The following is a 14,576-nucleotide window of genomic DNA, read 5'->3' as shown; positions in this document are numbered from 1 at the left end:
CGAACCGCACTGCCGGTATGAAATCGGGCGAATTCAACGGGCCTCCGGGTATCGTTTTTCGATTGCCGACGACGTCTTCCTCCGACGAGCGAACTATCTGTCAAAGGCCGGTTGACAATGGGGTGTCGCTGTCAACAGTGATGGGGTAGCGTGGCTCTCACCTCGTGAAACAAGCCATGCGGAAGCAGGTGGGACGTGAAGGCGGCTGAGGACTTCGGCCCCTGGCTGGCGCGCCAGCTCAAGAACGCAGGGAAGAGCCAGACCGATCTCGCGCTGGAGCTGGACGTGACCCGGGCGGCCGTCTCGGCCTGGATCGTCGGCCGCTCCGTACCTCGGGACGAGACCATCCGGCGCATCGCCGAGGTCCTCAAGACCGATCTGGAGACCATCCACACCCGCAGCTCGGACGCCCAACTCGGTTTGCCCGTCCAGTGGTACCACCGACCGGCCCACGCCGACGGCGGTCGCGAGTACGGCAACGCCGCCGCGTTCGCCTTCGAGGCCGACGTCTCGGCGCTCGCGCGCGAAGCCACCCAGAACAGCCTCGACGCGCGCATCGACGCCCTCGAGCCCGTCCGGGTCCGTTTCACCCTGCACGAACTCACCGGCGAGGCCCTCGCCCGATTCCGCGAGGCCGTCCACTGGGAGAAGCTGCGCCCGCACTACGAGGCGCTCACCGCCGTCGGCGGGAAGCAGAGCAAGGTCTCGCGCACGATCGCGGCCGGACTGCGCGACATGTACCAACACGACCGCCTGGTGCTCCTCCGGGTCGACGACTACAACGCCACCGGCCTGACCGGCGGCGACTACGAGGACGGTCTCTTCGCCGCCGTCGTGCGTCGTCAACTCGACAGCCACAAGCGGGACCTCGGCGCGGGTGGCTCCTACGGACTGGGCAAGGCCACCCTCTGGGCCACCAGCCGACTCGGCCTGGTGCTGATCAACTCCACCCTCTCCGTACCCTACGAGGGCCGCACCGAGCGGCGCCTCATCGGCCGGCTCGACCTGCCCTGGCGCGAGGTCGAAGGCCGGGCGTGCGCCGGTCCCGCGTGGTTCGGACGTCCGGACCCGACCACCGAGGCGGGGGAGGTGGTCCGTTCATGGTGGGCCGACGAGGAGACCGTCGAGAACCTCCACCTCACCCGCGAGAGCGCGGCTCCCGGCACCTCGTTCCTCATCGTCGGCGCCCACGACGTGGCCAGCCTGCTGCCCGTCAGCGGCACCGTGGACGAGGAGGAGACCACCGAGGACGACGACTCCGTCCACCGCATGCACGCCCGGCTCGTGGACGCGCTCGGCCGCAACTTCTGGGCGGCGATGACCGGCGGCGGCGACCACAAGCCGCACCTGGAGGCGTCCGTCCGCACGTACCGCAACGGCGAGGTGCTGATCCCCGAGGAGCACGTGGATCCGGCCGTCGCCCAGCCCTCCCGCACCCGCGCCCTGCGGGCCTTCCTGGAGGGGACCACCGTCGAGCGGCTCACCGGCCCCGGCCAGGTCGCACGAGCCGACGTCCTGCTCAACGTGCCCCTCCACGGCGGTCAGGTGCGCGGCGGCGTACCGCACGAGGCGGTGGTCCTGGTCACCGATGCCGAGGACGCCGACGGCCGCCCCAATCGGTTGGTCTCGATGCGGGGCAACCGCATGACCGTCAAGGACGCCGCCGTCACCAACCTCCCGGTCGGCACCAACCCCTTCCAGGCCATCCTCCTCACCGGCCGCGCGGCGGGTCCGGACGCGCCGGGAGCCGAGGCCGCCGAGGAGTTCCTCCGTGCCTCTGAGCCCCCGGAGCACAACAAGTGGGGTCAGACGGAGGAGCTGCGCCTGTCCTACTCGCCCTCCGCCCACCGGCGCATCGCCCTCCTGACCAGCGCGGCGAACGCGGCTGTTCGCGACCTCGTCGCCGTGCCCAAGGCCAAGCGCCGCAACGGGGGCGAGGCCAAGATCGCCGGCCGGCTCAAGGTGGGCGGCGGCGGCCCGAAGAAGGCGCGTCCCGCGGTGGCCGCGGCCTTGCCCGAACTGGACAACGTGGACGCATCGATCGACGAGACGGGAGCCTGGTCGGTCACCGTCGACCTGCGGGTGTCACCCGGGGTGGATACGGACCGTCCGGTCACGCCGGTCGCCAAGTTCGACGTGCGTTCCGGGCCGCGGCCCGCCGCCCCGTGGAAGGAGCTCGTCGCCGTCAGCGGTTGCGAGGTCGTCGACGGGGCCCTGCAGCTGTCGCCGGGAAGTCGCAAGGTCGTCTTCCGGGGCGTCACCGACGTCTCCCGTCACCCGGTCCGGGCCCAACTGACCGGACTCGTCGTCGAACTCCGCAGCGGAAAGGGGGAGCAGGCGTGAAGGTCTACCCCTACCGGCGTCTCACCGGAAACATCTCCTGGCGCGTCGACAGCGCCCAGCTCAAGGCCGACGGCGAGCCCTGGGAGGACGTGGAGAGCAAGTACCTCTCCACCGTCGAACGCGTCGTCGCCCTCGGGCCCGACGAGGACCGCCCCGACTGGACCCAGGCCCGGATCCGCCTCTCCGTCGGCCTCCCGGCCAAGGCCCTCGACCCTTCCGGTCCCTGGCAGAACGTCAAGGCGGTCGCCGTGCTCACCGAGCGGGCCACCAACACCCGTACGACGGTGGAGTTCTCCGCGATCTCCGAGGACGGACGCGAGCGGACCGCCGAGCTGTACCTGCACCGCTGCGACCTCCTAGACCGGGCCTCGCTCGCGGTGCACGTGGTGGCCGCCGTCGATGACGTACGGGGTCGGGTGATCGCCACCTCCGACCTGGAGTGGTTCGTCGACGTGATCGAGGCCGTGCCCTCGCTCGCCCGTGAACTCGACGTCAAGATGGTCAAGTTTGGGTCCGGAGCGAGCCGGCTCCAGCGCTTCAAGGATTCCCCGTGGCTGGTCGACACCACCGGTCGGTTCCCGGCCGTGCGCGTCAACTCCGACTTCGACGGGCTCGGTGACCTGATCGGCGCCGACGGTGGCAGCGGTCCGGAGAAGACCGTCAGGGAACTCCTGCTCGCCCAGATGTGCTCCGAGGTCTGGACGGCCGTCTTCCACTCCGCCGTCGGCGACCTGGAGGTCGAGGAGGACGGCACCCCGGTGTTCCCGCACGGCTGGCAGGGTGAGGTGCTGCGGGAGATGCTCCCCGACGTGTACTCCGATCGCGATCCGGAAGCCGCCCTGCGAGCGGTCCACGCGGCTCGCACCGGATCGTCCGCCACCGGGTGGGGGGAGCTCCAATCCCGGATCCACTTTGCCGCCTCCCGCCGGGCCGGCGTCCCCCGGACGCTCTCCACCACCATCCACGACCTGGAACGCCTCACGCAGGGGGACGACGCATGACCGGCCGGCCCAGCTATCTTCCGGAGCGCCTCGCCCTGCTGCCGAACGCCGAGGCGGCGGACTTCCTCACCGAGGGACTGCTCACCGGTCGCGAGGACGTGCCGAGCATCAGGCTCAAGGACGTCACCGAGCCGCTCCCGCACGACGACCGGCGCGGGGAACTGCTGCCCGTCCGCGACCTGGCCGAGGACGCCATGGCCTACTGCCGGAACAACGGGCTCAAGGCCACCCAGGCCGACGCCTGGTTCGCCCCGCGCCTCCACGCGGCGCTGCGGCTCACCCGCCGGGAGGCGGCCGACCCCGGCTTCTGGAACTACCTCGCGCTCGGGGTCGCCCCGGACTACGTGGTCTGGCGGCACCTGGCGGAACCGGGGACCCGAGTGCCGGCCGACCGTTTCCGGGGCCCGTACCACAAGCAGGCCTTCGCCCGGCTCTGGTGGGCGGCCGAGCTCTTCCGCGACGGCGCGGACTACGGCCCCGTGGTCACGGCCTGCGGCAACCAGGACATCCTCAACACCGTCCTGCGCATGTCCGTGATCAGCCACCGACCCACCGCGCAGGCGATCGTCCGGCTGGTGGCCAAGGGGGCGGTCACCACCGGTCGCGAGCTCAACGCCCTGGCCGGGGCCGTCAACGCCGCCGCGGCGACGCTGATGTACGACGTGATCGCACCCGACGTCGAACGCGAGTCCCGGCCGCTGCTCGACTGGATCGACGAGGCCGAGACCGCCCGGCAGGTGTCACGGAACGCGCTGCCTACCGGCCCCGACGAGGAACCCGCGCCGGAGCTGTCGGTGAGCGCGCTCGTGGACTACTTCTCCGACCTCTTCGCCGACGCGCCGGTCCGGGGACGGGACGAGTCGGAGGTCGGGGAGGAGACCTGATCCTCGGGCTTCGGGCAGTTGGCGCCGCAGCCGTCCGGAGCCTCGCAACCCTCGGTGCGGAGCTTCCGGTACCTCTGGTCGGTCGTGGCGAGGCGGCCCCAGCTCTTCCGGAGCTCCTCCTCCGGCGGGAGCTGCTTGCCCAGCGCCGCCGCCAGCACGTGCATGCCGAACAGCGGAGGAACGGCATTGCCCACCTGCTGCGACTGGTCGCCGCCGTCCCACGGGTAGTCGGGTGGGAAGGTCTGGAGGATGCCCGCCTCGTCGATCTGCAGGCGGTCCGGGGAAAGCGCCTCGCCGTTCGGATGCCGGACGGCGTTGCGCGAGACCTTCCCGGTGACGGTGAACGACGGTTGCCTGTACGTCCGGATTCCGCGGTTCTTCGGATCGCCGCCGCTGCCGTAGTTCGAGACGATCTCGAAGGGGGGCATCCGGTTCGCGAGCACCTCCCCCATCGCGACCCATGGCCTGAGCGGCGACTCGGTCCCGTCCACCGGCAGTGCCGTCTGGGCGTCGTCGGGACCGCCTTGCTCCGGCTTGCGCGGGTTGAAGACGTGGTGGGTGGGGGCGGGGATCGCGGGAGCCTCGTGCTGGTCGAGCCTCGCTACCAGGATGGTGCGGCGGCGGGTCTGCGGGACGCCGTACGCCTCGGTGTGCAGGGTCTTGACCTCGGCGACGTTGTACCGGACCCTCGTCCCGTCCTCCCGGGGCAGGCCCTTCTCCAGGGCTTCCTTGTAGACCTCCCAGAGCGCCTTGACGGCGGGCACCTGCTCCAGGACGATCACGTCGAACGGCCGCCGGTTCCGATTCTGGGAGCCCAGCGCCTTAATCGCGTACCGCAGCGGCTCCAGGACCAGGGCGGTTCGGGGATCGCCACCTATCTTCTCCAGCTGCTCGTCGATCTCGTCCTCGCCGGCCCCGTCCACCAATTGGTGGATGAGCTTCTTGACCTTCTCCAGGGCCTTGCGCCCCACACCGTTGCCGGCCACCGAGTACGTCTGGCAGGGCGGGCCGCCCGCCAATACGTTCAGGTCCGCGTCGAGCTCCTCGAAGCGCTTCTGGCGGACCGCGCTGACATCCGCGTGCCACGTCCTGAGCCCGGCCGCGTAACGCGTGTCACAGGCGTCCTTGTCCCACTCGATCCCGAGCGAGGGTACGTCGAGCATCTTCGCGGCGACGTCCAGACCGCCCGGACCGGCAAAGAGGTCCAAAATGTGCGGTTTCGCGAGGAATGGAACGGCGGCGCCCGAGCTGGTCATGTGGCCAGAGTCTAGCCGGCGATGGGACGTGTGATGTACTCGGTGGTTGCTTCCGCCGTGCTCCGCAGCCCGCGCCTCGGTCGCCGCTCCACGAGCAGGGCTGCGATGCGCTCGGCCGCCTCAGCGGCGCTCTCGTGCTCCCAGACGCGCACCGACAGCCAGCCCGCCTCGGCGAGGCGGGCGTCCGTGTCCAGGTCCCGGGCGCGGTTCTTCTCGATCTTCTCGCGCCAGAAGTCGGCGTTGTTCTTGGGCCACGTCGCGTGCTCGGGGCAGCCATGCCAGAAACAACCGTCGACGAAGACCGCGACGCGCGCCGGGCCGAAGAGGATGTCGGCCTCGCGACGCACGCCCTTGAGCGGCTTGCGGTGCACGCGGTAGCGGAACCCGGCCGCGTGCAGGGTCCTGCGGAGCGTGACCTCGATACCCGTGTCGTGGCTGCGCTGCTTGCTCATCCGGGCGCGGATCTTCGGCGTGGTCTCCAGGGAGGGCATGATCCCATTCTGGCTCCGGGCACCGACATCGGTCCTGTGCGGTTCCCTGTATCTCCCGGGAACACCGATGGCGCCCCCGGACCCCGGAGCCCTTATGACAACAGCATTGACGTGTTGCGTGGCTCACAGGTTTCATGGCTCGCACCTCCCGTGCCGGCTCCCCTCCGGCGCGCGGTTCCTACACGTGCTCCCCCACACGTGCACCCCCACGACCAAGGCGGTGATCCGTTGGCATCGACGGTGAAGGACACGGGCGGCGGTCCGAGAGCGGACGCGAGCAGCTCCCACGTCGCGATGCGGCAGTCCCTCGGCCTGCTGGACGGCGCGGCGATCGCCGCGTCCAGTACGGCCGCCACCAGCAGCATCGGGATCGGCCTGGGCCTGATGGCCGGGGTCGTCGGTCTGCACCTGCCGGCGATCATGCTGCTGGCCTTCCTGCCCGTGCTCGCGATCGCGGGCGGGTACGGGCGGTTGAACGCCGTGGAGCCGGACGCCGGCAGCAGTTACCGGTGGGTCGGGCGCACCCTGAGCCCCTGGCTGGGCTTCCTCACCGGGTGGGTGAACACCGTCGGCACGGTGGTGTTCATGGCGTACACCACGACCGTCACCGGCTCCTCGATCATCCAACTGCTCGACCAGGCGCACCTGCGCAGCGTCGCGGGCCTGCGGCTCGACGCGGACTCGACCGTCCAGTGCACCCTGCTCGGACTGGTGGTCCTGGTCGGCGCCGCGCTGGTCGCGGTGCGCGGGCTGGACCTGGCGGCCCGGCTGCAGAAGGCGCTGCTGGTGTTCGAGTACGCCGTGCTGCTCGGCTTCTGCGGGTACGGGCTGTTCGCGGGCGACCAGCCGTTCTCGCTGCAGTGGTTCAATCCCTTCGACATCCCCTCCTTCGACGCGGTCGCGCAGGGCATGGTGCTGGCGGTGTTCTGCTACTGGGGTTTCGAATCGGTGTTCAGCGTCGGCGAGGAGGTGCGCGACCCGCGCGACGCCTCCCGGGGCGGCATGATCGCCCTGGTGGTGATGATGCTGCTGTTCCTGCTCGCCGGCACCGCCTTCCAACGGGTGCTGCCGATGGAGGAGTTGGCCGACAATGGCGCGCACGGGCTGACCTACTTCGGGACCACGCTCGCCCGCCAGCCGCTCGCCGCACTGCCGTTGATCGCGCTGGTGTTCTCCGCGGTGGCCTCGCTGCAGTCCTCGGTGATCCCCACCGCCCGCGGGCTGTACGCGATGGGGCGCGACCAGGTGCTCGGCCCGGTCTGGACCCGGCTGCACCCCCGGCATGCCACGCCCGCCGTCGGCACGCTGCTGATCACCGGCGTCGCCGTCCTGCTGGCCCTGGCCTCGATCGCCATCCCGACCGTCAACGACCTGATCTCGGCCGCGGTCAACGCGATCGGCGTCATCGTCGCGCTCTACTACGCGCTGACCGCGATCGCCGCCGCCGTCCGCTTCCGTGGGCTGCTGCGCACCGACCCGGTGGACGCTCTGCGCGCGGTGGTCGGCCCGCTGCTGGGCGCGGCGGCACTGCTCGCCGTCGGCGGCTACCTCGCGTGGACCTTCTACGACTCCACCGACCACTTCGAACTGTCCGCCGACAACGGGTGGTTCGAGCTCACCGTGGTGACGCTGATGATCGTCACCGGCCTCCCGGCGGCGGCCTGGGCCCGCTGGCGGCGCCGCTCGCCGTACTTCCTGGGGGAGGAGAGTTGAGGAGAGGCCCGGGGAGCAGGACCAACAGCCTTGCCGCACGAAGAGATTCACGAGAAGCAGAACGGAGCACCACCCATGACCGAGGCCGACCTGGTCTTCACCCACGGACCCGTCCACACCGGTGACGCCGCCCGCACCCGGGCGAGCAGCCTGGCGGTCGTCGGCGAGCGGATCGTCGCCGTCGGGCACGACGAGGTGCGGGAGTTGATCGGTGCGAGGACCGAAGTCGTCGACCTCACCGGCAAGTTGCTGCTGCCCGGGTTCCAGGACGCCCACATCCACGCGGTGTTCGGCGGCTCGGAGCTGGCCGCCTGCGACCTCACCGGGACGGTCGGCGTCGCCGACTACCTGGAGCGGATCCGGGAGTACGCGCAGGCGAACCCCGGGCAGGAGTGGATCACCGGCAGCGGGTGGTCGTTGGAGAGCTTCGACGGCGGCCTGCCGACCCGGCAGCTGCTCGACTCCGTCGTCCCCGACCGGCCGGTGTACCTGACCAACCGGGACCACCACGGCGCCTGGGCCAACACCCGGGCGCTGGAGCTCGCCGGCCTCGACCGCCACACTCCCGGCCCGGCCGACGGACGGATCGAGCGCGAGGCCGACGGCACCCCGGGCGGCACGCTCCAGGAGGGCGCCACCGCCCTGGTTGCCCGGCTGGTGCCGCCCTCCACCGCCGCCGACCGGCTCGACGGACTGCTGCGCGCCCAGCGGCTGCTGCACTCGCTCGGCATCACCGGCTGGCAGGACGCGCTGCTCGGCGAGTTCAACGGCCAGCCTGACCCGTCCGACGCCTACCTCGCCGCGGCGCGCTCCGGCGCGCTCACCGCACGCGTCACCGGCGCGCTCTGGTGGGAACGCGACCGCGGCGCCGAGCAGATCCCCGAACTCGTCGAACGCCGCGCCGCCCTCGCCCACGGCACGTTCCGGGCCGGCTCGGTGAAGATCATGCAGGACGGCATCGCGGAGAACTTCACCGCCGCGATGACCAGCCCGTACCTGGACGGCTGCGGCTGCGCCACCGCCAACTCCGGCCTCAGCTTCGTCGATCCGGCCGCGCTGCGCGGGTACGTCACCGAACTCGACGCCCTCGGCTTCCAGGTCCACTTCCACGCCCTCGGCGACCGCGCCGTCCGCGAGGCGCTGGACGCCGTCGAGGCCGCCCGCGCCGCCAACGGGTGGGGCGGCGCCCGCCACCACCTCGCCCACCTCCAGGTGGTCCACCCGGACGACCTGGCCCGCTTCGCGCGGCTCGGCGCGATCGCCAACATCCAGCCGCTCTGGGCCGCCCACGAGCCGCAGATGGACGAGCTGACCATCCCCTTCCTCGGGCCCGAACGGGCCGCCTGGCAGTACCCGTTCGGCGCCCTGCAGCGCGCCGGCGCCACCCTGGCGGCGGGCAGCGACTGGCCGGTGAGCAGCCCGGACCCGCTCGCGGGCCTGCACGTGGCGGTCAACCGGATGGAGCCCGAAGCCACCGACGGACGGGTCTTCCTGCCCGAGCAGCGGCTCGACCTGGGCTCCGCGCTCGCCGCGTACACGGCCGGGTCCGCGTACGTGAACGGGCACGACGACGCGGGGGTGCTGGCGGCCGGGCGGCTCGCCGACCTGGTCGTGCTCGACCGGGACATCCTCACCGGGCCGCCCGGGGAGATCGCGCAGGCCCGGGTGGAACGGACGTACGTGGGCGGGGAGTTGGTGTACGCGGCGGACTGAGTCGTACGCCCCCTGGGGAGCGGGGGGATCGCCGGTGGTGGGCGCACGGGGGCTCACCACCGGCGTCGTCGCGTCTGGGCGCTCTCTGCCGCGCCGCGTCTGCGCCCCGTCCACGCGCTGTCCACGCCGCCCTGTCCACGCGCTGTCGCGCCGCGCTGTCCGCACGCCGTCCGCGCGGGAGCCGTCAGTCGTGGTGCCCGTGCCCCGCCGCCCGCAGGCGGGCCTCGGCGGCGTCGAGCAGGAGGTCCAGGGCGTACGGGTATCCGCTGCGGCGCATGTCGGTGGTGAGGAGGTCGGCGGTGGCGGCGATGTGCGGGTGGGTGGCGGCGTCGAGCCGGGCGTAGGAGGCCTGCCAGACCTGCAGGTCCGCGGCCGCGGCGAGGGCCGGGAGGGCGAGCGCGGCCGCGTCCAGGGCGGCGAAGCCGAGGCTCTGGTCGACGAAGGCGTGGTAGATGCGGACGGCCTCCGGGTCCGGGAAGCCGGCGGTGCGCAGGACGCCGAGGATGGCTTCGACGGCGGCGGTCTCGTGCGTCCGGCCGGTGGTGCGGTGGGCGGCGAGCAGGGCGGCTTGGGGGTGGGCCTGGTAGGCGGCGTGGATGCGCAGGCCGATGGCGCGCAGGTCCGCCCGCCAGTCGCCGGTGGGCTGCCAGCCGTGCTGGGCGCGGCCGATGAGTTCGTCGGCGATGGCGAGCAGCAGGTCGTCGGTGCTGTGGAAGTAGCGGTAGACCGCGCTCGGGTCGGCCCCGAGCGCGGCACCGAGTCGCCGTACCGTGAGCGCGTCGGCGCCGTGCTGTCCGATGAGGCGCAGCGCGGTGTCGACGATCAGCTCGGCGGAGAGGACGACGCCCTGCTTGGTGGGGCGCCGGCGCCTGCGCTGCGGTTCGGGGACTACGCGCTCGGTCATGCCCGCCAGGCTATGTCAATGAGGTTGACGTAGAGAAGAGCGAAACGGGGGACGGGCGGCCCGGTGGTCAGACCACCCGCCGCAGCCAGCCGTGCCGGTCCTCCGCGCGCCCGTACTGGATGTCCAGCATGTGCGCGCGGAGCTCCAGGGTGTGCTTGCCCGGCGCGCCGCCGCCGACCGCGAACTCGTAGCCCTCGCCCTTGAACCCGACGATCGGGGTGATCACCGCCGCGGTACCGGCCGCGAACACCTCGGTGACGGTGCCGTCCTCGGCGCCGGCCCGCAGTTCGGCGAGGCCGACGGCGCGCTCGACCGGGGTCAGGCCGAACTCGGCGGCGAGGGCGAGGATCGAGTCGCGGGTGACGCCGTCGAGGATCGAGCCGAGCTCCGGCGTCACCAACTCGCCGGCCGAGGTGACCAGGCACAGGTTCATCGTGCCGGACTCCTCCAGGTCCCCCTCGCCGCCGGTGTCGTCCAGGAACAGCACCTGGTCGCAGCCGTGCTCCTTCGCCTCCAACTGCGCCGCCAGGCTGGACGCGTAGTTCCCGCCGCACTTGGCCGCGCCCGTACCGCCCCGCCCGGCACGGGTGTACCGGCTGCTGACCCAGAGCGTGATGCCGGTGACGCCACCCGCGAAGTACGGCCCGGCCGGGCTCGCGATGACCGAGTAGGTGACCTCCTCGGCGGGACGGACCCCGAGGAAGGCCTCCGAGGCGAACATGTACGGCCGCAGGTAGAGGCTCGCCTCGTCGCCGGAGTCCGGCACCCACGCCTCGTCCGCGCGGACCAGCTCCTCGACGCTCGCGAGGAAGTCCTCCTCCGGCAGGACGGGCAGCGCGAGCCGCTCGGCGGAGCGGGCGAAGCGGCGGGCGTTGAACTCGGGACGGAACAGCCAGACGCTGCCGTCGGCGTGGCGGTACGCCTTCAGCCCCTCGAAGATCTCCTGCGCGTAGTGCAGCACGGACGCGCTCGGGTGCAGCGAGAACGGGGCCAGCGGCCCGACCCGGCGGTCGTGCCAGCCCGTGTCCCGGGTCCAGGTGGCGGTGGCCATGTGGTCGGTGAAGAACTTGCCGAAGCCCGGCGCGGCGAGCACGGCGCGTCGCTCCGCCTCCGGTACGGGGGTGCTCGTCCGGACCAGGGGGAAAGCGCGACCCATCGTCAACTCCTCAGCGCCGAGGCGGAACATGCCGATCGATTCCGAATCGATCCCGAACCGATTGCAAATCGAATTCGGTCGGATTCGGTCGAATTCGGTTGGGCGTCGACTTCCGGCGCCCGTCCGTCATGCTAACGGCCGTCAGCCGGACGTGATACGGGGCTCAGTCCTCGGCGGGGGCCGGAGCCCAGGACGTGCCGTCGTGGAAGTAGCTCGGAGCGCCGTGCAGGCCCGCGGTGCGGAACGGGCGACCGTTGTCGTTCACGATCAGGGTGCCCTGGCGGTTGCCGCTGCTCCACGCCAACTCCAGGTACCAGCTGACGTCCTGGGAGCGGGTGGTGGCGTCCACGTCGATCACCTGCGGGTCGGTGTCCGACACCCGGTACGGGAAGTCCGTCACGGGGACCTTCTTCACGCCCTCCTCGCCCGGGACGGGGACGGCACGCGGCGCGGTCGCGTCGAGGTCCACCGCGAAGGACGCCGGGGTCAAGCCCCCGCCGCAGCCCGAACCCGGGGTGTAGGCGTTCCACTTGGGAGCGGGCTGGGTGCTGACGATGTGCACGTACACCGCGTGCAGGACGACGGGTGTCGCGCTCGCGCCCTGGGCGGTCAGCTGCAGGCGCAGGTGCCCGGCCGGGACGGCGTGCTGCGCGGCCGCCCAACTGCCCGTGCGCGCAACGGAGCCCGGCGGCGGGGCCACCTGGGCGGGGGTACGGGCGGACAGGAACCACTGGCCGCAGGGGCTGCCCCAGTTGTTGGTGAGGACGTTGACGTGGAAGGGGGCCTCGTTGTCCTCGGGGGTGGGGGTGCCGGCCGGCGGCGGGGGTGTGGTGGCCGCTGCCGGGGCTGCGGTGGAGGCCGTGTCGGCCGCCGTCGGGGAGGGGGCACCGTCCGGCGTGCCGCCGGGGACGGCGACTGCCGTCGGGGCTGCTGTGGTGGCGGCCGCAGCCGTCGGGGAGGAGGCAGCCTCCGGCGTGCCGCCGATGCCGCCGGTGCCGCGCAGGACGAACGCGGAGACCACGGCAGCCACGGCGGCGACAGCCACCGCGCTCAGCAGCACGCGGGAGCGGGGGCGGGTACGGCGACGCGGTACGGCGATCGGGGTCACGGGCTGCACGGGTTCCACCTCCTCGGTCGGTACGGGAGCCGTCCAAGGCTCCGCTTCCGTCTGCGCGTCTTCCGATTTCGCGCTCTCCGGCTTCGTGCCCTCCGGCTTCGTGCGCTCCGGCTTCGTGCCCTCCGTCCGAGCGCCCGCCTCCCGGCGACGGGCCGCGTCGGCCAGGATCCACCGCCGGTGCAGCTCGACCAGCTCCTCGTCGCCCGCCCCGCAGGCCCGGGCCAGGCGCTCCACCGGTGCGTACTCGGCCGGGACGGCGGCGCCGTTGCAGTAGCGGTGCAGCGTGGAGGTGCTGACGTGCAGCCGGGTCGCCAGCGCGCCGTAACTGCGTCCGGAGCGCTCCTTCAGCTCCCGCAGCATCGCCGCGAATTCCTCGGTCTCCACGCTCATGCGCCGCGCACTCCTCACCCCGGACCGGCCCCGGATCCCGTCGAATCCGCAGTTCACGGTACCGGCTCGCCTACGGAGCGCCCGGAGGAGGGTGAGCACGGCGTCCCTGGTCAGGACTGCCGGTCCGCGCCGGCCGCCGACGCGGCGGCGTCCGCGACGGTGCTCCGGTACAGGCCCAGCTTCGGCTTGGCCACCTTGGCGCCGCTTCCGAGCGGGAAACTGACGGTGTCCGCGGTGGCCATGTGGTCGCCGTCGGCCAGCACGCTCAGCTCGTCGACACCGGGCACCGTGCCGGCGGTCGCACCGCCGGGGTTCAGGTCGAGCACCGCGTACGCCGTCTGACCGGCCGCCACCGGGTACGCCGGGGCACCGCCCAGCCCACTGGGCACCAGCGGCCTGACGCCCTTGCTGCGGTCGGCGGAGTGCGAGTCGCCGAGGCTCAGCAGCGGGTAGTAGCTCAGCCCGCAGGCCGTCGTCCCCTGGTTGCGCACCTCGATCACCCGCTGGCCGGGCGCCTCGGCCCGGGTCGTCACCCGGACCGACAGCTTCTTCGCCTCGCACGGGTGGGAGTAGGCGTAGGCGTCGCCGCCGCCCCCGGGCGAGGAGGTGGCGGCGGACGCCTTGGGCCCGGCCGGGGTGCTGTTCGCCGCAGGAGCCGCAGGAGCCGCTCCGGCCGCGGGTGCGGCAGGTGCGGCAGGTGCGGCAGGCGCAGCGCCGGTCGCCGGAGCAGTAGCCGCGGCAGCGGTCCGGCTGGGCTTCGCGGATTCCTGCACCCCGCCCGTCCCGCCCCCGGACTGGCAGGCGGTCAGGGACAGAGCGGCACCGAGCGCAACGGCGGCCGGAACGAAGAAGGCACGACGAACGGACATGGGATTCCCCCGTGACAGTGGTGAGCGAAGAAGTGGACCGCGCGGCAGGGCCATCGCCACCTGCCGCCGACCGACACCCTGACCCGCCCCCCGTCCCACCCGCCAGCCCTCCCCGCCAACCCGGGACACTGGAACGGTTCCACCCCCTCTGACCTGTGCGTTCACCCCCACCTGGAACGCCCCGCCGGAACGTGGGAGTTCACCGTCATCTCGCTCCCTGGCATGGGTGGCCGGGTCCCTGCGGGCGAGTGCGGTGGGTTCACCAAGGGATCCCCTTGATCATGTGACCGTTCCGCGCGCAGATCGGGCGGGTTGTGCGGTCACTCCTCCAAGTCGCTGTTCAGGCCCGGGGCGGGCGGCAGAACTGCCGCTATGCTGACCGCCGCTCCACGAAGGAACGACGGGGAAACGGGGGAGACGCATGAGCGGCGGGGCCGGGGTGGGGTTCAGTGCCCATCCGGAGAAGCTCGGGGACGCGGGCGACCAGCTGGTGGCGGCGAGTACGGACGTGGCCTCGGTGAAGGACGCGCTGGGCAGGCTGGGCATGTCCGGTGAGGGGACCTTCGGCGAGTACGGCGCAGGCGACGCGGCGAAGGCGTTCTGGCAGGCGTGGCAGGACGAGCTGGGTGTGAACGTCGACGCGCTGAAGGACCTCGGCGGCAAGGTGCACACCACCGCGGCGAACTACACCGGCACCGACCACGGTGTCGAGCAGCAGTACCGGCAGCAGGGGGCGTGA

12 protein-coding genes are annotated in these 14,576 nt (G+C 72.2%); 6 read left to right on the top strand and 6 right to left on the bottom strand.

Annotated features, from left to right (window positions below; all coding sequences use genetic code 11):
• Positions 1-195 precede the first annotated feature (195 nt).
• From ACZ3TI_RS23065 to ACZ3TI_RS23055, 3 genes are read left to right on the top strand one after another with little or no spacing between them, the layout of a single operon-like run.
• Positions 196-2,343 (top strand): helix-turn-helix domain-containing protein, encoded by a 2,148-nt coding sequence (locus ACZ3TI_RS23065; protein ID WP_465729026.1) that lies wholly within the window; start codon positions 196-198, stop codon positions 2,341-2,343.
• A complete protein-coding gene (locus ACZ3TI_RS23060; RefSeq protein ID WP_465729024.1) occupies positions 2,340-3,344 on the top strand; it encodes a hypothetical protein in 1,005 nt (334 codons plus the stop codon). The genes ACZ3TI_RS23065 and ACZ3TI_RS23060 overlap by 4 nt, the downstream gene beginning before the upstream one ends.
• The gene (locus tag ACZ3TI_RS23055) at positions 3,341-4,228 is read left to right on the top strand and encodes a DUF6339 family protein (protein ID WP_465729022.1); all 888 of its coding nucleotides are present in this window, start codon (positions 3,341-3,343) and stop codon (positions 4,226-4,228) included. Before ACZ3TI_RS23060 ends, ACZ3TI_RS23055 begins: the two co-directional genes overlap by 4 nt.
• Here ACZ3TI_RS23055 and ACZ3TI_RS23050 read toward each other — a convergent pair.
• Both ACZ3TI_RS23050 and ACZ3TI_RS23045 read right to left on the bottom strand, forming a co-directional pair.
• Positions 4,156-5,484, bottom strand: a complete 1,329-nt coding sequence (locus ACZ3TI_RS23050) for a DNA cytosine methyltransferase (protein WP_465729021.1) — start codon at positions 5,482-5,484, stop codon at positions 4,156-4,158. The genes ACZ3TI_RS23055 and ACZ3TI_RS23050 overlap by 73 nt on opposite strands.
• A gap of 11 nt (positions 5,485-5,495) precedes the next feature.
• Positions 5,496-5,975 carry a very short patch repair endonuclease gene (locus tag ACZ3TI_RS23045; RefSeq protein WP_465729019.1) on the bottom strand — a complete coding sequence of 160 codons (480 nt, stop codon included), beginning with the start codon at positions 5,973-5,975 and terminating at the stop codon, positions 5,496-5,498.
• Between the two features lie 294 nt (positions 5,976-6,269).
• On the opposite strand from ACZ3TI_RS23045, the gene ACZ3TI_RS23040 reads away from it, so the two are divergent.
• Together ACZ3TI_RS23040 and ACZ3TI_RS23035 are read left to right on the top strand one after the other, a co-directional pair.
• Positions 6,270-7,688, top strand: a complete 1,419-nt coding sequence (locus ACZ3TI_RS23040) for an APC family permease (protein WP_465729148.1) — start codon at positions 6,270-6,272, stop codon at positions 7,686-7,688.
• 75 nt (positions 7,689-7,763) lie between these two features.
• Positions 7,764-9,401, top strand: a complete 1,638-nt coding sequence (locus ACZ3TI_RS23035; RefSeq protein WP_465729017.1) for an amidohydrolase — start codon at positions 7,764-7,766, stop codon at positions 9,399-9,401.
• A 184-nt stretch (positions 9,402-9,585) separates the two neighbouring features.
• On the opposite strand, the gene ACZ3TI_RS23030 is transcribed toward ACZ3TI_RS23035, so the two are convergent.
• The 4 genes from ACZ3TI_RS23030 to ACZ3TI_RS23015 form a co-directional block, all read right to left on the bottom strand.
• Entirely contained in the window at positions 9,586-10,305 is a 720-nt protein-coding gene (locus ACZ3TI_RS23030; RefSeq protein ID WP_465729015.1) for a TetR/AcrR family transcriptional regulator, read from the bottom strand.
• Positions 10,306-10,372: 67 nt separating this feature from the next.
• Positions 10,373-11,461 carry a branched-chain amino acid aminotransferase gene (locus tag ACZ3TI_RS23025; protein WP_465729013.1) on the bottom strand — a complete coding sequence of 363 codons (1,089 nt, stop codon included), beginning with the start codon at positions 11,459-11,461 and terminating at the stop codon, positions 10,373-10,375.
• 163 nt (positions 11,462-11,624) lie between these two features.
• Positions 11,625-12,968, bottom strand: a complete 1,344-nt coding sequence (locus ACZ3TI_RS23020; protein ID WP_465729011.1) for a helix-turn-helix domain-containing protein — start codon at positions 12,966-12,968, stop codon at positions 11,625-11,627.
• A 110-nt stretch (positions 12,969-13,078) separates the two neighbouring features.
• Positions 13,079-13,837: a DUF4232 domain-containing protein gene (locus ACZ3TI_RS23015; protein WP_465729009.1), complete on the bottom strand. Its 759-nt coding sequence runs from the start codon at positions 13,835-13,837 to the stop codon at positions 13,079-13,081.
• A gap of 421 nt (positions 13,838-14,258) precedes the next feature.
• On the opposite strand from ACZ3TI_RS23015, the gene ACZ3TI_RS23010 reads away from it, so the two are divergent.
• Entirely contained in the window at positions 14,259-14,576 is a 318-nt protein-coding gene (locus tag ACZ3TI_RS23010; protein ID WP_465729008.1) for a hypothetical protein, read from the top strand.

Source organism: Kitasatospora sp. NPDC023120 (genome assembly GCF_055560835.1).
Note: the sequence above shows the minus strand (reverse complement) of the source record. Positions and strands in the feature narration are given on the sequence as shown.